Raw genomic sequence first — 18,336 nt, 5'->3', positions numbered from 1 at the left:
GAGTAATGCCGATTCATGGTCAACTTTGATCACTTGCTGAACATAACACGACTGCGTGCCGCTTGCCGAGCCCGAATCATGCGTCGCTTCGTCGACCGACCTGCGGATGCTCTGGCGGAAACTGGCCGATTTCCGCAGGCTCGTGGCCGAATCGTTACTTTTGACGAGCGGAAAACAAAAGATGCCGAATGCACGCGCACTTCTGCTACGGTGATGCTGGTCAGCGTGGATCCCTCGAGTGCGGGCAGCTTCCCTCTCGTCACCACGCTGTGAAGCTGCATCACATTCAAGGAGGAAAACAATGCGCTCACACCTGAAGGCGCGCACCCGACTGATTCTCACGGGAACCGCGGTCGTTGCGGCGATCGGACTGCTCGCAGGCTGCACCGGCGGCGGTGCGGACGAAGAGAGCGTCGTCGACCAGGGCACCTCGAACGAGGAGAACGCGGAGTCGGGCGACACGGTCGTCATCGGCTTCTCGGGCCCCGCGGCCGACCACGGCTGGCTCGGCGCGATCAACTCCGGCGCTCAGGCGGCTGCCGACAGCTTCGACGACGTCGAGCTGCGCGTGGCCGAGGGCACCAACGACCCGATCGCCCAGATCGCCGCTGTCGAGACGTTCGTGAACGACGGCGTCGACGCGATCGTGCTGCTGCCGACCGATGGCGCCGCTCTCACCGAGGCCGCGATCGCCGCGATGGAGGCGGGCATCCCGGTCATCAACGTCGACCGCGAGTTCTCGAGCCCCTTCGCCGCGCGCGCCACGATCCTCGGCGACAACTACGGCATGGGCGTCAGCGCCGGCACCTACATCTGCGAGCAGCTCGGTGGCGAAGGCTTCGTCGCCGAGATCGCCGGCATCGACTCGCTGCCGCTGACGCAGGACCGCTCGCGGGGCTTCGCCGACGCGCTCGAGGACTGCGGCCTGCAGGTCGACGCCCGCGTGGCCGCCGACTTCACCGTCGCCGGCGGTGAGGCAGTCACCTCGCAGCTGCTCGCGGCGAACCCGCAGATCGACGCGATCTGGAACCACGACGACGACCAGGGCATCGGCGTTCTCGCGGCGATCGACGCCGCGGGTCGCGACGAGTTCTTCATGATGGGCGGCGCCGGCAGCAAGTCCGCGATGGAGGCCATCCAGGCCGACGACACGGTGCTCAAGGCTACGGTCATCTACCCGTCGACGCAGGCCGCTGACGGTGTCGCGCTGGCACGTCTCATCGCGCAGGCCAAGACGATGGGTGACCTGATCACCCCGTCGGTGCCGAACCGCATCGTGCTCGACGCCCCCGTCGTCACGAAGGAAAACGTCGAGCAGTACATCGACCTGTCCTTCGAGTAAGCCAGACGACACTCGCGGGGCGTCCGCCGCAAGGCGGGCGCCCCGCACCCCTACCTCCCCAGGGAGAGGAGACCGCGATGACCGAGACGCTTCGCATCGCCATGATCGGCCACGGCTTCATGGGCGCCGCACACTCGCAGGGCTGGCGCGTCGCGCCCCGCTTCTTCGACCTTCCGATCGAGCCGGAGATGACGGTTCTGGTCGGCCGCAACACGGAGGCCGCCGAGGCCGCCGCCCGCAAGTGGGGCTGGCGGGAGACCTCCACCGACTGGCGCGAGGTGATCGCGCGCGATGACATCGACGTGGTCGACATCGTGACCCCGGGCGACACGCACGCCGAGATCGCCATCGCCGCCCTCGAGGCCGGCAAGCACGTTCTCTGCGAGAAGCCCCTCGCCAACACGGTGGCCGAGGCCGAGCTCATGGCCGCCGCCGCCGAGAGAGCGGCCGAGCGCGGCATCCGCTCGATGGTCGGCTTCACCTACCGGCGCGTGCCGGCAACGACGTTCGCGCGTGACCTGGTGGCCTCGGGTCGCATCGGCGAGATCCGCCAGGTGCGCGCCGAGTACCTGCAGGACTGGCTCATGGACGCCGACGCGCCGCTCACGTGGCGCATGCAGAAGGAGCGCGCCGGTTCGGGTGCGCTCGGCGACATCGGCGCGCACGCCGTGGACCTCACCGAGTACATCACCGGCCAGCGTGTGACCACCGTGTCGGGGATCATCGAGACGATCGTCGGAGAGCGCCCGCTGCTGGGCGAGGGCTCCGGTCTCTCCGGAACCGCGACCAGCGAGCGTGGCAAGGTCACCGTCGACGACATCGCGCTGTTCACCGGCCGGCTCGAGTCGGGTGCCCTCGCCTCGTTCGAGGCCACGCGGTTCCGCACGGGTCGCAAGAACGCCCTCCGCATCGAAATCTCGGGATCCCAGGGCGCGCTCGCGTTCGACCTCGAGCGGCTCAACGAACTCGAGTTCTACGACGCGACTCTGCCCGTCACCGGGCTGGGCTTCCAGCGCATCCTGGTGACCGAGAGCGACCACCCGTATGTCGGCCCGTGGTGGCCGACCGGCCACATGCTGGGCTACGAGCACGGCTTCTCGCACCAGGTCTTCGATTTCGTCACGGCGATCGGCGAGGGAACCCAGCCCCTGCCGTCGTTCGAAGACGGTCTCCATGTGCAGCGCGTGCTCGAGGCTGTCGAGCGCAGCTCCGGCAGCGGCAGCGCGTGGATCCCGACAATCGACTGAACCATCTCCGAGGAAGGATGACGCGATGACGCGACCGATCACTCTGTTCACCGGCCAGTGGGCCGACCTGCCGTTCGAGGAGGTGGCACGGCTCGCGGGCGAGTGGGGCTACGACGGCCTCGAGATCGCCTGCTGGGGCGACCACCTCGACGTCTCCCGGTGGGACGACGACGCCTACGTGCAGTCACGTCTGGACATCCTCGAGCGCAACGGCCTGAAGGTGTGGGCGATCTCGAACCACCTCACCGGCCAGGCCGTCTGCGACGACCCGATCGACCAGCGCCACCGCGACATCCTCTCCGACCGCGTGTGGGGAGACGGCGACCCTGAAGGGGTGCGCCAGCGGGCAGCGGAGGACATGAAGGACACCGCTCGTTTCGCGGCGAAGCTGGGCGTGACCCAGGTGAACGGGTTCACCGGCTCGTCGATCTGGAAGGCCGTGGCGATGTTCCCGCCGGCGTCGGACGAGTGGATCGAAGCCGGCTACCAGGACTTCGCCGACCGGTGGCATCCCATCCTCGACGTGTTCGAGGAGGTCGGGGTCCGGTTCGGGCTCGAGGTGCACCCCAGCGAGATCGCGTACGACTACTGGACCGCCAAGCGCACCCTCGAGGCGATCGGCCACCGCGAATCCTTCGGGTTGAACTTCGACCCGTCGCATTTCATGTGGCAGCAGCTGGACCCGGTCGCGTTCGTGCTGGACTTCGCCGACCACATCTTCCACGTGCACGTGAAGGAGTCCATCACCAACCTCGACGGCCGCAACGGGGTGCTCGGCTCCCACCTGTCCTGGGCCAACCCCCGCCGCGGCTGGACCTTCGTGTCCACCGGTCACGGCGCGGTGCCGTGGGAGCCGCTGTTCCGGGCGCTCAACGCGATCGGCTACACCGGACCGACCTCCGTGGAATGGGAAGACGCCGGCATGGACCGCCTCGCCGGCGCCCCCGAAGCCCTCGCCTTCGTGCGGAAGCTCAACGCCATCACGCCGCCGGCGGCCGCCTTCGACGCCGCCTTCAGCACGCGCTGATCGAGCGACGATGCGGGATGCCTCGTGCGAGGCATCCCGCATCGTTTGCGAACGCCGCTCGACCGGGCGGGGATAGGGTTTGAGCATGGCGACGACACCCCCCGGCTGGTACGACGACGGACACGGTGCACTGCGGTGGTGGGACGGCGCTCAATGGACGGAGCACGTCGCCGCGCCGGATCCCGAGGTCGGCGGAGACACCGCTCCGACAGAGGCCGACATCGTCGCGGCGAATGAGGCCGAGGCGGGGGCCGCGGTCGACGCCGTTCCCGTCGATCCGACCGCCGGCCAGGAGGCCGCAGCCGCGCAGGAGGCCGCCGAGGTCGACGCGGCCACGGCGCTGGGCTTCGGCGTTCCGCCGCCCGCCGGGACGCCGGTGTATCCGCCGTCCGTGGCAGACCACCCGCAGGGCGCGTATCCCGGCGGCTACCCCGGAGCGGATGCCTCGACCGGCGCGTTCGTCGCGGCGACGGAGCCGCGCAAGTCGAAGCTGTGGATCCTGTGGGTCGTCCTCGGCGTGTTCATGCTCGGCATCGTCGTCGCGGCCGCGATCGTCATCCCGCTGCTGCTCCTGGGTGCCGTGTCCAACGGCGGAGCATCCGGCGCCTCCCCGTCGGGAGCCGACGAAGAGGCCGCGGTCGCCGCGGTGGAGCTGTACGACGAGGCGTGGCAGAACGTGGACTGCGATGCGTACATGGCGTCGACGAGCGAAGACTTCCGCACCGACTTCGGGTACGTGGACTGCGAGGCATTCGAGACCGACGCATCGGACTTCGCGGCCGGCGTGGAGGACTACGTCGTCACGGTCACGGACATCGAAGCCGGCGAGGGCGAGATCGTCGTGACGACGACCGAGACCGGCAACGCTCTGTTCGGCGAGGATGGGGAGCTCGAGCAGCCCGAGCCGCAGGAGTGGGAGTACGCGTACACCGTGGTCGAGGCCGGCGGCGAATGGGTCATCGACGGCCTCGACGACCTCAACGACTGAGGCCGTGCCGGAATCGGTGCCGCGCGAACGAGACTCGCGCTTCTTCCTCACGTGCGTAGGGATCGGCCTGCTCGCGGGGCTCCTGTCGGGCCTGTTCGGGGTCGGCGGCGGAACGGTCATCGTGCCGCTGCTCGTGCTCGCCCTCGCCTTCGACCAGCGGCTCGCCGCCGGCACATCGCTCGCGGCGATCGTGCCGACCGCGACCGTGGGCGTGGTGACGTACGCGCTGCACGACGCGGTCGCGTGGATCCCGGCTCTGCTGCTCGCGGCGGGCGCCGTGGCAGGCGCCCAGTTCGGCACGTGGCTGCTGCCGCGGCTGTCGATCACCTTTCTGCGGTGGGCGTTCGTCGGGTTCCTCGTGATCGTGATCGTGAGCCTGTTCCTGGTGATCCCCTCGCGCGAGGCGACCCTCGACCTGACGGTGCTCACCGGTCTCGGACTGGTCGTGCTGGGACTCATCACCGGCACCGTCGCCGGGCTCATCGGAGTGGGCGGCGGCATCATCGTCGTGCCGGCGCTCGTGGTGCTCTTCGGCACGAGCGACCTGGTGGCCAAGGGCACGTCGCTGCTCATGATGATCCCCACCGCGATCTCGGGCACGATCGGAAACCTGCGCCGGGGCAACGTCGATCTGGTCTCGGCGGCGACGGTCGGCATCGCAGCGTGCACGACCACGGCGCTCGGTGCGTGGATCGCGACGCTCATCGATCCGTTCCTGGGCAACATGCTCTTCGCCGTGTTCCTCGTCTTCATCGCGACGCAGATGGCGGTCAAGGCGATCCGCGGGCGCGCGCGCTGAGCGGCCGTGCCCGGCGGCCGTGGCCGCCCCGTCGGTAGGATGGCACGGTGCCAGTGAACCCCGAGATCGTCGGCCGGGAATTCCCCCCGACGCCCCCCTACCTCGTGGGCCGCGAGAAGGTGCGCGAGTTCGCCCGCGCCGTCTTCGCGACCGACGCCCAGCACACCGATCCCGCCGCCGCGCAGGCGCTCGGCTACGCCGACGTCGTCGCACCACCCACCTTCGCGATGGTCGTGCAGGATCTCACGCTCCAGCAGCTCCTGGGCGAGCCGGACTCCGGCATCGTGCTGCAGAACGTGCTGCATGCCGAGCAGCGCTTCCGCTACACGCGACCGATCGTCGCCGGCGACGAGCTGAGCGCACGGCTGACGGTGACGGGCATCCGCACCCTCGGCGGCAACGCGATGGTCACGAGCGACGCGGAGATCACGGATGCCGCGGGCGACCACGTCGTGACCGCGACATCCGTCCTGCTGGTGGGGGAGGGCGACCGGTGAGCGCCTTCGAGAACCTTGCGCTCGGCGACGTGGTCGCCGAGCGGACCGTGCAGCTCACCCGGGAGTCGCTCGTGCGGTACGCCGGGGCATCCGGTGACTTCAACCCCATCCACTACCGCGACGACGTCGCCGCCGAGGTCGGCCTGCCGGGTGTCCTCGCGCACGGCATGCTCACGATGGGGCTGTCGGTCGAGACGATCGTGCCGTGGCTCGGAGACTCGGGTCGCATCCTCGAGTACGGCGTGCGGTTCACCCGCCCGGTCGTGGTCGATCCCGCTTCGGGCGCCGAGGTGTCGATCGTCGCGAAGGTCGGCGCCGTCGAAGACGGCGCGGCCCGCATCGATCTGACCGTCTCGAGTGGCGGGACGACGGTGCTCGGCAAGGCGCAGGTGCGCGTCCGGACCGCATGACCGAGGTCGCACCCGTCGCGCTCTCGCGGCTGACGACTCTCCGTACGGGGGGCGCACCCGCGCGCATGTTCGAAGCGGCGACGACCGAGGAGCTCATCGCCACCCTGCGCGAGGTCTGGGCGGACGGCGAGCCGTGGTTCGTCCTCGGTGGCGGATCGAACCTGTTCGTCGGCGACGAGCCGTTCGACGGCACGGTGATCCGCATCCTCACGCGGGGCATCGAGCGGATGCCGTCGCCCCGGCCGGGCTTCGCACGGCTCAAGGTTCAGGCGGGCCACGACTGGGACGCCCTCGTCGCGCACTCCGTGGCGGAGGGCCTGGCCGGGATCGAGGCCATGTCCGGCATCCCAGGAACAGTCGGCGCAGCGCCGGTGCAGAACGTCGGCGCGTACGGTCAGGAGATCGTGCAGACCCTCGTCGAGGTCGAGCTGATCGACGAGTCGACCGGCGAGGTGTCCACCGTGCCCGTGGGCGAGCTGGGGCTCGGGTTCCGCACCTCCGCGCTGAAGCACCACTACGGCTCCGTGCCCGCACGCCGCGCGGTGATCCTGTCGGTGACGCTCGAGCTCGCCGAGGTCGGCCACGCTCAGCGTCCGATCGCCGGAGACCAGCTGCGCTCCGCCCTCGGGCTGGGCGTGGACGACACCGTCTCCCTCGCGTGGGTGCGCGAGCACGTGCTCGCCACGCGCGCGCGCAAGGGCATGGTGCTCGATGCCGACGATCCCGACACCTACAGCGCGGGGTCGTTCTTCCAGAACGCGGTGGTGTCGGCATCCTTCGCCCGAACCCTTCCCGCCGCCTGCCCGCGCTGGCCGGTGGCGCCGGATCTCGACCCCATCCTCGTGATCCCGCTGTCGGCGTTCGACGGTTACGTGCCGCCGCCCGCCGCGGTCGAGTCCGATGTGAAGGTGAGCGCTGCCTGGCTCATCGAGCACGCCGGCGTGAGCAAGGGCTTCAAGCTGCCTCGGTCGCGCGCGGCGGTGTCGTCGAAGCATGCCCTCGCGCTCACGAATCGCGGCCAGGCCAAAGCGGCCGAGCTCGCCGAGCTCGCCCGCTACATCCAGGGACGCGTTCAGGCGGAGTTCGGACTGGTGCTCCAGCCCGAGCCGGTGCTGGTGAACGTCGAGCTCTAGCCCGGGCCCGGCGTCCCACATTCGACCGGCCGTCGCATGCCGCACGTCCGGTGTCAGGTGCCGAAAGACCGGTCGGTCGCGGCGAAACGCGGGGAACGGATGCCGCGACGCGGCGAGGCGCGCGACGCAACAGGCTTCCGTCACGCCGACCTTCGGCGCGATCGGTCGTTGAGCGAGCGGAGCTAGACGAAACGCGCGCGTCAGGACGCGAAGAGCTCCTGCAGGCGCTGCACGCCCTCGAGGAGCGCATCGTCGCCGAGAGCGTACGACAGGCGCAGATATCCGGACGGGCCGAAGGCCTCGCCGGGGACGACCGCCACTTCGGCCTCCTCCAGGATGAGGTCGGCCAGTTCGAGGGTGGTGGTCGGCGTCTGGCCCCGCCATTCGCGCCCGAGGAGACCGCGGACGTCGGGGTAGGCGTAGAACGCGCCGAGCGGGTTGGGCACCGCGACGCCGTCGATCTTCGACAGCTCCGACACGATCAGGCGCCGGCGGCGGTCGAAGGCGAGCCGCATCTGCTCGGCCTCGTGCTGCGGGCCCGAGAGTGCCGCGAGGGCCGCGCGCTGAGCGATGTTGTTCACGTTCGAGCACAGGTGCGACTGCAGGTTCGCCGCGACCTTGATGGCGTCCTTGGGGCCGACCATCCAGCCCACGCGCCACCCCGTCATGGCGTAGGTCTTCGCGACGCCGTTGACGAGGATCGTCTGAGCCGCGGCATCCGGCACCGCTTCGACGATGGAGACGGCGCGCACGCCTTCGTAGACGAGGTTCTGGTAGATCTCGTCCGAGATGATCCAGATGCCGTGCTCGACTGCCCACTCGCCGATCGCCCGGGTCTCCTCGGGCGTGTAGACCGCGCCGGTCGGGTTCGACGGTGACACGAACACGAGTGCCGTCGTGCGGTCGGTGCGTGCGGCCTCGAGCTGCTCGACCGTGACCTTGTAGTCCTGGTCGGCGCCGGCGAACACCTCGACGGGCACGCCGTCTGCGAGCGCGATGGCCTCGGGGTAAGTCGTCCAGTAGGGAGCCGGCAGGAGCACCTCGTCGCCGGGGTTCACGACCGCCTGGAACGCCTGGTACACGGACTGCTTGCCGCCGTTGGTCACGATGATCTGCGACGGGTCGACCTCGAGGCCGGAGTCGCGCAGGGTCTTGGCCGCGATCGCTTCGCGCAGCACGGGGAGGCCGACCGCAGGGGTGTAGCGGAAGTTCGACGGGTCGGTGAGCGCCGCCGCGGCGGCGTCGACGATGAACGACGGGGTCGCGAAGTCCGGCTCGCCGGCGGCGTAGGAGATCACCGGGCGACCGGCGGCCTGGAGGGCCTTCGCCTTGGCGTCGACCTTGAGCGTCGCGGACTCGGCGATGGCGGAGAGCTTGCGGGAGAGCGGGGCGCGTTCTGTCACGACTTCGAGCGTAGTCCGCGAGCGCGCGCGGGAGTGTCCGGATTGCGCATGCCTCGGCGACACTCCGTGGTGCGCGCGGGCGCGCGACCGGGGCGCGGACTCTCGCGAACCCGCGCCCCGTGCGTCACAGGTCGAGGGGCCAGAGCTCTCGCAGTTCCAGCACGCCGTGGGTCGCCATCGGATGCCGCGTCGCCACCTCGATCGCGTGGTCCATATCGCGGCACTCGAGGATGTCGAAGCCCGCGATCACCTCGCGGGTCTCGGCGAACGGACCGTCCGTGACGAAGACCTTGCCACCGCGACGGCGCACGGTCTTGGCACGCTGCGGCGGCTGCAGCCGGTCCCCGTCGAGGTTGACCCCGCTCTCGGTCGTCTCGTTCGACCACTCCTCGATCGTGAGGACGGGTTCTTCGGTCGTGCCCACCTCGGGGTCGGCTACCACCAGCATCAGGAATCGCATCGCTTGTCCTTTCTCTTCGAGCGACGTTACGTCCAGGACGTCGAACAACCCAGCAGGGGATCGACAAACGCGCACTTCGAGTTGCCAAGACACGCCGTCGAGGCTGCCACCTGGTCGGCGTGTCTTGGCAACTCGGGATTCATGACGGATGCCTCGGCACCGCGCACAGGGCGGGCCGAGGCATCCGTGTCGTCAGATCAGCTGAACTGGTTCATCGTGTTGTGGTGACCGCCGGCCTTGAGAGCGGCCTCACCCGCGAAGTACTCCTTGTGGTTGTCGCCGAGGTCGCTGCCTGCCATGTTCTGATGCTTGACGGTCGCGATGCCCTCACGGATCTCGCGGCGCTGAACGCCCTTGACGTACGCGAGCATGCCCTCGTCGCCGAAGTACCCCTTCGCGAGATCATCCGTCGACAGCGCGGCGGTGTGGTAGGTCGGCAGGGTGATGAGGTGGTGGAAGATCCCGGCGCGAGCGGAGCCGTCGCGCTGGAACGTGCGGATCTTCTCGTCGGCCAGCCGCCCCAGGGGGGTGCCGTCGTACTCGGCGTTCATCAGGTCGCTGCGGTCGTACGCGGAGACGTCCGCGCCCTGCTCCGCGAGCAGGTCGTACGCCTGCTGGCGGAAGTTGAGCGTCCAGTTGAACGACGGGCTGTTGTTGTAGACGAGCTTCGCGTCCGGAACCTCCGCGCGGATCGCGTCGACCATGCGGGCGATCTGCTCCACATGGGGTTTCTCGGTCTCGATCCAGAGCAGGTCGGCGCCGTTGCGCAGCGACGTGACGCAGTCGAGCACGACGCGCTCCTCGCCCGTTCCGGCACGGAACTGGTAGAGGTTGCTCGGGAGGCGGCGCGGACGCAGGAGCTTGCCGTCGCGCGTGATGACGACATCCCCGTTGCCGAGATCGGCGGCTGCGATCTCTTCGACGTCGAGGAAGGCGTTGTACTGGTCGCCGAGATCGCCCGGCTCGTGGCTGACGGCGAGCTTCTGCGTGAGGCCGGCCCCGAGCGAGTCGGTGCGGGCCACGATGATGCCGTTCTCGATGCCGAGCTCGAGGAAGGCGTAGCGGACCGCGTTGATCTTCGCGAGGAAGTCCTCGTGCGGAACGGTGACCTTGCCGTCCTGGTGGCCGCACTGCTTCTCGTCGGAGACCTGGTTCTCGATCTGGATGGCGCAGGCGCCCGCCTCGATCATCTTCTTCGCGAGCAGATACGTCGCCTCGGGGTTGCCGAAGCCGGCATCGATGTCGGCGATGATCGGCACGACGTGGGTCTCGTAGCTGTCGATCTGCGCCTGGACGAACTCGACGGCGGTCTCGTCGCCGGCGCCCCGCGCCTGGTCGAGTTGGGTGAAGAGCAGGTCCAGCTCGCGGGCATCGGCCTGACGCAGGAACGTGTAGAGCTCCTCGATGAGCGCGGGAACCGCGGTCTTCTCGTGCATCGACTGATCGGGGAGCGGGCCGAACTCGGAGCGCAGCGCGGCGACCATCCACCCCGACAGGTAGAGGTAGCGCTTGTCGGTGCTCTTGAGGTGCTTCTTGATCGAGATGAGCTTCTGCTGCCCGATGAAGCCGTGCCAGACACCGAGGGACTGGGTGTAGACCGACGAGTCGGCGTCGTACTCGGCCATGTCCCGTCGCATGATGTCGGCGGTGTACTGGGCGATCTCGAGCCCGGTCCGGAAGCGGTACTGGGCGCGCATGCGCGCGACCGCCTCGGGGTCGATGGCGGCCCACGGGCTGCCGTGCTGCTCGGTGAGGGTGCGGATGGCTGCGATGTCGTCCTGGTAGGCGGTCATTTCCTGTCCTTCACTGGGTTTCGATGAGGTAGCGCGAGTAGGCGGGCAGGGTGAGGAAGGCGGGGAACTCCTGTCCCAGCGCGACCTCGCGGAAGATCGCGGCGGCGTCGTCGAAGCGGTCGCCGTCACGACGGTCGACCTCGCCGAGCACCTGCGTGATCAGCCCTTCGACGTACTCGCGCGTGATCGGAGTGCCGTCCTCGGTGGAGCGATCCTGGTGGATCCACTGCCATACCTGGCTGCGGCTGATCTCGGCCGTCGCGGCGTCCTCCATCAGGTTGTCGATCGCCACGGCGCCGAGGCCCCGCAGCCACGCCTCGAGGTACCGGATCGCCACCGACACATTGGCGTGCACGCCCGCAGCGGTGATCGGCCGCCCGATGTGCACGTCGATCAGCTGCGACGCCTGCACCTCGACCTCCGGGCGCTGGCGGTCGAGCTGGTTGGGCCGGTCGCCCAGCACCGCGTCGAACTCGGCCATCGCGACCGGGATGAGGTCGGGGTGGGCCACCCACGTTCCGTCGAAGCCGTCGCCGGCCTCACGGTTCTTGTCGGCCGCGACCTTCTCGAACGCGAGCCGGGTCACCTCGGGGTCGCGCCGGTTGGGGATGAACGCGCTCATTCCGCCGATCGCGAAGGCGCCGCGCTTGTGGCATGTCTTCACGAGCAGGTCGGTGTAGGCCCGCATGAAGGGGACCGTCATCGTGACCTCGCTGCGGTCGGGCAGCACGAAGCGCGCGCCACGGCCGCGGTAGTTCTTGATGATCGAGAAGATGTAGTCCCAGCGGCCGGCGTTCAGGCCCGCACAGTGGTCGCGCAACTCGAAGAGGATCTCCTCCATCTCGAACGCGGCCGGCAGCGTCTCGATGAGCACGGTCGCGCGGATCGTGCCGTGCGGGATGCCGAGCCGCTGCTCGCTGAAGGTGAAGACGTCGTCCCACAGCCTCGCTTCCTCGCTGGACTCGAGCTTGGCGATGTAGAAGTACGGCCCGCGTCCGTTCGCGATCAGCTGCTGAGCGTTGTGGAAGAAGTACAGGCCGAAGTCCACCAGTGAGCCCGACGCGGCCATCGTGCGGCCGGTGCGGTCGGTGAAACGGATGTGCTCCTCGACCAGGTGCCAGCCACGCGGCCGCATCACGATCGTGGGCGTGCGCTCAGCGGTGACGCGGTACTCCTTGCCCTCGGGGCTCGTGAACGACAGCTCTCCACGGATCGCGTCGCGCAGCGACAGCTGACCCTCGATCACGTTCTTCCAGGTGGGGCTGGTCGCGTCCTCCTGGTCGGCCAGCCACACACGGGCACCCGAGTTGAGGGCGTTGATGGTCATCTTCGGGTCGGTCGGGCCCGTGATCTCGACCCGGCGGTCCTCCAGCCCCGGACCCGCACCCGCCACCTGCCACTCGGCGTCCTCGCGGATGTGCCGGGTGTCGTGGCGGAACTGCGGGTCGTGCCCGTTGCCGATCTCGAAGCGGCGGCGCAGGCGGTCGGCGAGACGGTCGTGGCGTCGCGCCGAGAACCGGTGGTGCAGCTCGGCGAGGAACGCGATCGCCTCCGGTGTGAGGATCTCGTCGTAGCGGGGTCCGAGGCGCCCGGCGACCTCGATCGCGGGCTCGTGGGTCTGGGTCGGGATGGCGCCGGTGCGCGTGCGCATCGGTGTGGCGGTCGCAGGTGTCATGTCCCTGCCTTCCTTGTGGAGTGCGAGTTGGGGTGGGATGCCGCGCCCCGGCGTGTGGGCCAGGAAGCGGCATCCCGTGATCCGCGTTCTAGGCCGATCGGCGGGAGGTCGTGTGTCCACTCTGGTGTGAAGTTCGACGCTGTCTCCTACCAATGCGGGTGTGAAGTTTCGAGATATTTCTGCTTTCGTGACAGAATCGGGTCATGACGACGTCGTTCACCCGCGACCCACATGCGGAAGTCGCCGACGATGAGAACGTGGACTCCCTCACCATCGGCCGCCGCATCCGCCAGCTGCGCACCGACCGCGGCATGACGCTCGAAGAGCTGGCCGCGGCCGTCGATCGCGCACCGAGCCAGCTCTCCATGATCGAGAACGGCCGGCGCGAGCCGAAGCTCACCCTGCTCCAGGCGATCGCCCGCGCGCTCGGATCCTCGCTCGACGCGATCCTGGAGTCGGAGCCGCTGGACGAACGGGCCACTCTCGAGATCGCGCTCGAGCGGGCGATGCGGGGACAGACGTTCCAGGCTCTCGGCATCCCGCCGTTCCGCATCGGCAAGACCGTCCCGAACGAAGCGCTCAAGGCGATGCTCTCGCTGCAGGCCGAGATCGAACGGCTCCGCGACGAGCGGGCCGCAACACCCGAAGAGGCGCGTCGGGCGAACGTCGCGCTGCGGCGACTCATGCGCACGCAGAACAACTACTTCGCCGAGCTCGAGGGGCACGCCCATGCGATCCTCCAGGCCGTCGACCACCCCGGCGGACCGCTCACGCAGCGCACGGCATCCGACATCGCCGCACACCTCGGATTCACGCTGCACTACGTGCCAGATCTCCCGAACACGACCCGCAGCGTCGCCGACATCAAGAACGGGCGGCTCTACCTCTCGAGCAGGCTGACCATCAAGGGCGACCCGCGAACCGCGGTGCTCCAGGCCCTGTCGAGCCGCATCCTCGGCCATCGCGAGCCGACCTCTTATGCGGAGTTCCTGCGCCAGCGCGTCGAGACGAACTACCTCACGGGCGCGCTCCTGATCCCCGAGACCCATGTGGTGCCGTTCCTACAGGAGGCGAAGAAGGATCGGGCGATCTCGATCGAGGACCTCCGCGACGCCTACTCGGTGTCGTACGAGACGGCGGCGCACCGCTTCACCAATCTCGCGACCGTGCATCTCGGCATCCCGGTGCACTTCCTCAAGGTGCACGAATCGGGCACGATCACGAAGGCATACGAGAACGACGACGTGAACTTCCCGACCGACCGTCTGGGATCGATCGAGGGTCAGATGTGCTGTCGCAAGTGGACCTCGCGCGCCGTCTTCGACGTCGACGACCACTTCAATCCGTACTACCAGTACACCGACACGGGCAACGGCACCTACTGGTGCACGGCCCGGGTGGAGCAGTCCAGTGAAGGTGCGCACTCGGTCAGCGTCGGCGTGCGGTTCGACGACACGAAGTGGTTCCTCGGCCGCGACACCCCGAACCGAGGGGTGTCCACGCATTCGGTCGAGGCGTGCTGCCGTCGCGCACCGGCCGCGCTCGAGGCATCCTGGCGCGAGAACGCATGGCCGAACGTGCGCACGCCGCGCACCCTGCTCGCCACGCTGCCGACCGGAGCGTTCCCCGGGGTCGACTCGACCGACGTGTACGAGTTCCTCGAGGCCCACGCGCCCCGCTGACCCGGCGCGGGCGACGCGCCTCGCGGATTGGGGCGTGCTTCGGCCGTTGGGGCGCACGGTGCGCGCCCCAAGGGACGGATGACGCCCCAAACCGGGGCGGCTGCCCACGCGCCCCGCTGACCCGGCGCGCGCGACCCGCCTCGCGGTTTGGGGCGAGCTTCGGCCGTTGGGGCGCACAGTGCGCGCCCCAAGGCACGGATGGCGCCCCAAACCGGGGCGGCTGCGCGGGTGGGTGCGGGGGCGCCCGGTGCGTGAGAGACCCGTGAGAGAGCGGATGCCGGGGTTCCGCCAATACCTGGCAGGTGTTAGGTTTTCCGGACCGACGGTTCCGCCCGACGGAGCCGCTTTCGACGAGGAGAGCGCGAATGAAGCGATGGCTGAGCACACTGGCCGCGGCGGGGATCGTCGCCGCGGGACTCGGGATGGGCGCCCCTGCGGCAGCCGCGGGAGAACACGGCAAACCGGGAACGGATGACCTCGAACGCTGGGCAGCGGACACGTGGGCCTCGCTCGACGCGATGACCGACGAGTCCACCGGACTGCCGTCGGACAACGTCACCGGCGACCTCGAGACGGTCGGCGCATACACCTCGCCGACCAACATCGGCGGCTATCTGTGGTCGACGGTGACCGCCCGTGATCTGGGCATCATCAGCGCCGACGAGGCGCACGAGCGCATGGCGACGACGCTCGACACCCTGGAGGAACTCGAGCGCAACGACGCGAGCGGCATGTACTACAACTGGTACGACCCCGCGACGGGCGCGAAGCTCACGACCTGGCCGGACTCGGGCGATCCCGTGGACCCGTTCCTCAGCACCGTCGACAACGGGTGGCTCGCGGCATCCCTCCGCATCGTCCGCGAAGCGGACACGGAGCTCGCGGCCCAGGCCGACGCGCTCTACGACTCGATGGACTTCGCCGCCTACTTCAATCCCGAGGGTGCGCCCGGGCTCCCGGCCGGCACCAACCGGGGCGGCTTCTGGGAGGTCGCCCCTCCCGGCTGCAGCGTCGAGGCGCCGATGTACAACGGCTCCGGCGAGAGCGCGTTCTACACGTGCCACCACTACGACACGACCGTGAGCGAGAGCCGCATCGCGACCTACCTCGGCATCGCGAACGGGGAGATCCCGGCGACGGCGCTGTACGGCACCCACCGGACGATGCCGCCCGGGTGCGACTGGGCGTGGCAGGAGCAGCTGCCGACGGGTTCGTATCGCACCTATGCCGGATTCCAGGTGTGGGAGGGCGCATACTCCTACGCGGGCATGTCGTTCGTTCCCAGCTGGGGCGGCAGCATGTTCGAGGCGCTCATGCCCGACCTGCTCGTGCCCGAGACGAAGTGGGGAGCGCGCTCGTGGCGCGTCAACCACCCGATCACCGTCGCCGTGCAGAAGCATCACGGACTCGTCGACGCCGGCTACGGCGCGTGGGGCTTCTCGCCCGCGAGCAACCCGTTCGGCGGCTACGCGGAGTACGGCGTCGACCTCGCCGGCATGCGATCGGACGGCTACACGTCCGACGCCGAGAAGACCGACGTCGACATCGATCGACCGGGCTGCACGGAGGGCACCAACCCCGATCCCGAGTTCGGCGACGGCGTCGTGACGCCGCACGCGAGCTTCCTCGCGCTGCCATACGACCGGAAGGGCGTGCTGGCGAATCTGCGCCACCTCGAGGACGACCTCGGCGCCTACGGGCCCGGCGGGTTCTACGACGCGGTCGCCGTCGGCAGCGGAACGGTCGCCGAGCGCTACCTGTCCCTCGATCAGTCGATGATCATGGCGGCGATCGGCAACGAGCTCACCGGCGATACGCTGAAGCGCTACTTCGTCGACAAGGAGATGGAGAAGCGCCTGCGTCCGGCGATGGCCGCGCAGGTCTTCAGCTCCGAGTGGAAAGCGCGCAAGTGACCCCAGAGCCGGCAGACGGTGAGGCCGGGGCGTCCGAAACGGATGCCCCGGCCCGCGCCGCGCGCGCACCCCGAGGCAGCTACGCGAAGGGTCAGGCCCGCCGGCAGCAGATCGTCGACGAGGCGCTGGTGGTCTTCGCCCGCGGCGGATTCCACAGCGGATCGTTGCGCGAGATCGCCAAGCGCGTCGGCCTGACGCCCACCGGGCTCATGCACCACTTCGGCAACAAGGAAGAGCTCTTCACCGAGGTGCTCCGACAGCGCGACGAGAAGATCCGGGAAGCGGCCGGCGATCCCGATGAGCACACGCTCATCCAGCAGGCCACGAAGGTCGTCGCGTACAACCAGGAATCCCGCGGGCTCACCTCCCTCTATGCCACCGTGTCGGCCGAGGCCACGGATGCCGAGCATCCGGCGCACGAGGAGTTCTCCCGCCGCTACCGGCAGGGCGCCGAAGGCGCGACGCCGATCCTGCGTGCGGCGCAGGCGGACGGCGAGATCCGCGGCGACATCGACCCGGCGCTCGCCGCACGTCTGGTGAGCGCCGTCATGGACGGCATCCAGCTGCAATGGCTGCTCGACGACAGCGTCGACATGAACGCCCTGTTCGCCGAGTTCGTGCGCGGCTACCTGCTCCCGCGCGAGGACTGACGCGTTTCGTCTCGCTGCGCTCGCTCAACGACCGGGAGGGGCAGCGGCGAGGGGCGTTTCGTCTCGCTGCGCTCGCTCAACGACCGGGGCCGGGCGCGGCCGCCTCCCGGTCGTTGAGCGAGGGAGCGCAGCGAGCGAGACGAAACGCGACGGCCCGCCTCAGCGCAGCGCGTTCGCGCGCGCGACCTCTCCGAGCCAGGCGAGGCTGGGCTTGGGGGTGCGCTCGAACGTCTCGCGATCCCAGGCGATCAGGCCGAATGTGGGACGGTAGCTGCCCCACTCGTAGTTGTCGAGCAGGCTCCAGTGCAGGTATCCCCGCACGTCGATGCCGTCTGCGATGCAGGAGTGCACCGCCTCCAGTGCGCCGCGCGTGTAGTCGATGCGCCGAGCGTCGTCCGAGGTGGCCATGCCGTTCTCGGTGACGTAGACGGGCACGCCCGCGCGGGCCCACGCATTGCGGATGCCGTCACCCACCGCCGGCGGGAAGTACTCCCATCCGGTGAGGGTGCGCTCCGCGTCGTCCGCGATCGGCAGCGGCCCGTCGGCGCCGATCCTCGTGCGCGTGTACGCCTGCACGCCGACCCAGTCGTCCCCGCGCGCGGCATCCAGGAACACGTCCTCCCGCGAGGCACCGTACTCGGCCGCCACCTCTTCGGCGCCGTCGAGCGGCTGATAGGCCTGCGTCGCGACGGACCAGCCGGCGAGGCATCCATCCCCCCGCACGATGTCGACGGCCCTCTTGTGCGCGTCGATCAGGCGATCGGTCACTGCGGGCACGCCGGGCGGAAGGCCGATGGAGGGGAATCCGACCTGGGGATCGGCGAGCACGGACACCATGTTGGGCTCGTTGATGGTGCAGACGAGATCCACGGCCTCGAGTACCGGCAGCGCAGCCTCGACATAACGGGCGAATCGGTCGGGTGCGGCATCCGAATGCCACCCGCCCTCACGCGCGAACCAGATCGGGTTCGTGAAGTGATGAAGGGTGATCATGGGACGCAGGCCGAGCCCGATCGCGGTGTCGACCATGCGACGGTAGTGGTCGATCGCCGCGTTCGAGACCCAGCCGTCCTCGGGCTCGATGCGGGCCCACTCGATGCTGAACCGGTAGGTGTCGAGTCCCGCCTCGGCCAGCAGCGCCATGTCCTCGCCGTAGCGGTGGTAGCTGTCGGCCGCGTCGCCGGACGGCGTCTCGACCACAGCGCCGGGAACACGGCCCCACTCGCGCTCCCACCAGTCCGAGTTGACGTTGCCGCCCTCGATCTGGTGCGCCGCCGTGGACGCACCCCACACGAATCCTTCGGGGAACTCCATCGG

Annotated in this window: 16 protein-coding genes; 11 read left to right on the top strand and 5 right to left on the bottom strand. The window is 69.3% G+C overall.

The annotated features are described in order from the left end of the window. Positions 1-301: 301 nt before the first annotated feature. From ASD93_RS09900 to ASD93_RS09865, 8 genes are all read left to right on the top strand, one after another. On the top strand, positions 302-1,342 hold the full coding sequence (locus ASD93_RS09900; RefSeq protein ID WP_056121815.1) for a substrate-binding domain-containing protein: 1,041 nt from the start codon (positions 302-304) through the stop codon (positions 1,340-1,342). Positions 1,343-1,443: 101 nt separating this feature from the next. Beyond that, positions 1,444-2,589: a Gfo/Idh/MocA family protein gene (locus ASD93_RS09895; protein ID WP_056124328.1), complete on the top strand. Its 1,146-nt coding sequence runs from the start codon at positions 1,444-1,446 to the stop codon at positions 2,587-2,589. A gap of 25 nt (positions 2,590-2,614) precedes the next feature. After that, entirely contained in the window at positions 2,615-3,616 is a 1,002-nt protein-coding gene (locus tag ASD93_RS09890) for a sugar phosphate isomerase/epimerase family protein (protein ID WP_056121814.1), read from the top strand. Positions 3,617-3,701: 85 nt separating this feature from the next. Then, on the top strand, positions 3,702-4,604 hold the full coding sequence (locus ASD93_RS15920) for a DUF2510 domain-containing protein (RefSeq protein ID WP_056121812.1): 903 nt from the start codon (positions 3,702-3,704) through the stop codon (positions 4,602-4,604). Between the two features lie 4 nt (positions 4,605-4,608). Beyond that, positions 4,609-5,403, top strand: coding sequence for a sulfite exporter TauE/SafE family protein (locus ASD93_RS09880; protein WP_056121810.1), 795 nt, complete (start codon positions 4,609-4,611; stop codon positions 5,401-5,403). A 47-nt stretch (positions 5,404-5,450) separates the two neighbouring features. Continuing rightward, positions 5,451-5,900 (top strand): FAS1-like dehydratase domain-containing protein, encoded by a 450-nt coding sequence (locus ASD93_RS09875; RefSeq protein WP_056121808.1) that lies wholly within the window; start codon positions 5,451-5,453, stop codon positions 5,898-5,900. Next, positions 5,897-6,310, top strand: coding sequence for a MaoC/PaaZ C-terminal domain-containing protein (locus ASD93_RS09870; protein WP_056121806.1), 414 nt, complete (start codon positions 5,897-5,899; stop codon positions 6,308-6,310). Before ASD93_RS09875 ends, ASD93_RS09870 begins: the two co-directional genes overlap by 4 nt. Beyond that, positions 6,307-7,443, top strand: a complete 1,137-nt coding sequence (locus tag ASD93_RS09865) for a UDP-N-acetylmuramate dehydrogenase (protein ID WP_056121805.1) — start codon at positions 6,307-6,309, stop codon at positions 7,441-7,443. Before ASD93_RS09870 ends, ASD93_RS09865 begins: the two co-directional genes overlap by 4 nt. 200 nt (positions 7,444-7,643) lie before the next feature. On the opposite strand, the gene ASD93_RS09860 is transcribed toward ASD93_RS09865, so the two are convergent. From ASD93_RS09860 to aceB, 4 genes are all read right to left on the bottom strand, one after another. Beyond that, a complete protein-coding gene (locus tag ASD93_RS09860) occupies positions 7,644-8,846 on the bottom strand; it encodes a pyridoxal phosphate-dependent aminotransferase (protein ID WP_056121804.1) in 1,203 nt (400 codons plus the stop codon). A gap of 124 nt (positions 8,847-8,970) precedes the next feature. Then, positions 8,971-9,306, bottom strand: a complete 336-nt coding sequence (locus ASD93_RS09855; protein ID WP_056121803.1) for a YciI family protein — start codon at positions 9,304-9,306, stop codon at positions 8,971-8,973. A gap of 197 nt (positions 9,307-9,503) precedes the next feature. Further along, a complete protein-coding gene (locus ASD93_RS09850; RefSeq protein ID WP_056121801.1) occupies positions 9,504-11,099 on the bottom strand; it encodes an isocitrate lyase in 1,596 nt (531 codons plus the stop codon). A 10-nt stretch (positions 11,100-11,109) separates the two neighbouring features. Next, positions 11,110-12,750 carry a malate synthase A gene (gene aceB, locus ASD93_RS09845; RefSeq protein ID WP_157536979.1) on the bottom strand — a complete coding sequence of 547 codons (1,641 nt, stop codon included), beginning with the start codon at positions 12,748-12,750 and terminating at the stop codon, positions 11,110-11,112. Positions 12,751-12,977: 227 nt separating this feature from the next. Here aceB and ASD93_RS09840 point away from each other — a divergent pair, with 227 nt between their 5' ends. The 3 genes from ASD93_RS09840 to ASD93_RS09830 all read left to right on the top strand — a co-directional run bounded on the left by ASD93_RS09840 (position 12,978) and on the right by ASD93_RS09830 (position 17,019). Then, complete coding sequence (locus ASD93_RS09840) at positions 12,978-14,456, top strand: helix-turn-helix transcriptional regulator (RefSeq protein ID WP_056121797.1); 1,479 nt, start codon at positions 12,978-12,980, stop codon at positions 14,454-14,456. 365 nt (positions 14,457-14,821) lie between these two features. Further along, complete coding sequence (locus ASD93_RS09835; protein WP_056121795.1) at positions 14,822-16,369, top strand: glucoamylase family protein; 1,548 nt, start codon at positions 14,822-14,824, stop codon at positions 16,367-16,369. Then, complete coding sequence (locus tag ASD93_RS09830; protein ID WP_056121793.1) at positions 16,366-17,019, top strand: TetR/AcrR family transcriptional regulator; 654 nt, start codon at positions 16,366-16,368, stop codon at positions 17,017-17,019. The genes ASD93_RS09835 and ASD93_RS09830 overlap by 4 nt, the downstream gene beginning before the upstream one ends. A 159-nt stretch (positions 17,020-17,178) precedes the next feature. On the opposite strand, the gene ASD93_RS09825 is transcribed toward ASD93_RS09830, so the two are convergent. Beyond that, the gene (locus tag ASD93_RS09825) at positions 17,179-18,333 is read right to left on the bottom strand and encodes a glycoside hydrolase family 1 protein (RefSeq protein WP_056121791.1); all 1,155 of its coding nucleotides are present in this window, start codon (positions 18,331-18,333) and stop codon (positions 17,179-17,181) included. Positions 18,334-18,336 lie beyond the last annotated feature (3 nt).

It is taken from the genome of Microbacterium sp. Root180, assembly GCF_001428485.1.
Classification (GTDB): Bacteria; Actinomycetota; Actinomycetes; order Actinomycetales; family Microbacteriaceae; genus Microbacterium.
Note: the sequence above shows the minus strand (reverse complement) of the source record. Positions and strands in the feature narration are given on the sequence as shown.

Bases quoted from the DNA above. Each gene is read 5' to 3' on its own strand.
- aceB (WP_157536979.1), bottom strand. From the start codon at position 12,750: ATGCGCACGCGCACCGGCGCCATCCCGACCCAGACCCACGAGCCCGCG.
- ASD93_RS09895 (WP_056124328.1), top strand. From the start codon at position 1,444: ATGATCGGCCACGGCTTCATGGGCGCCGCACACTCGCAGGGCTGGCGC.
- ASD93_RS09825 (WP_056121791.1), bottom strand. From the start codon at position 18,333: ATGGAGTTCCCCGAAGGATTCGTGTGGGGTGCGTCCACGGCGGCGCAC.
- ASD93_RS15920 (WP_056121812.1), top strand. From the start codon at position 3,702: ATGGCGACGACACCCCCCGGCTGGTACGACGACGGACACGGTGCACTG.
- ASD93_RS09900 (WP_056121815.1), top strand. From the start codon at position 302: ATGCGCTCACACCTGAAGGCGCGCACCCGACTGATTCTCACGGGAACC.
- ASD93_RS09840 (WP_056121797.1), top strand. From the start codon at position 12,978: ATGACGACGTCGTTCACCCGCGACCCACATGCGGAAGTCGCCGACGAT.
- ASD93_RS09850 (WP_056121801.1), bottom strand. From the start codon at position 11,099: ATGACCGCCTACCAGGACGACATCGCAGCCATCCGCACCCTCACCGAG.
- ASD93_RS09865 (WP_056121805.1), top strand. From the start codon at position 6,307: ATGACCGAGGTCGCACCCGTCGCGCTCTCGCGGCTGACGACTCTCCGT.
- ASD93_RS09835 (WP_056121795.1), top strand. From the start codon at position 14,822: ATGAAGCGATGGCTGAGCACACTGGCCGCGGCGGGGATCGTCGCCGCG.
- ASD93_RS09890 (WP_056121814.1), top strand. From the start codon at position 2,615: ATGACGCGACCGATCACTCTGTTCACCGGCCAGTGGGCCGACCTGCCG.
- ASD93_RS09855 (WP_056121803.1), bottom strand. From the start codon at position 9,306: ATGCGATTCCTGATGCTGGTGGTAGCCGACCCCGAGGTGGGCACGACC.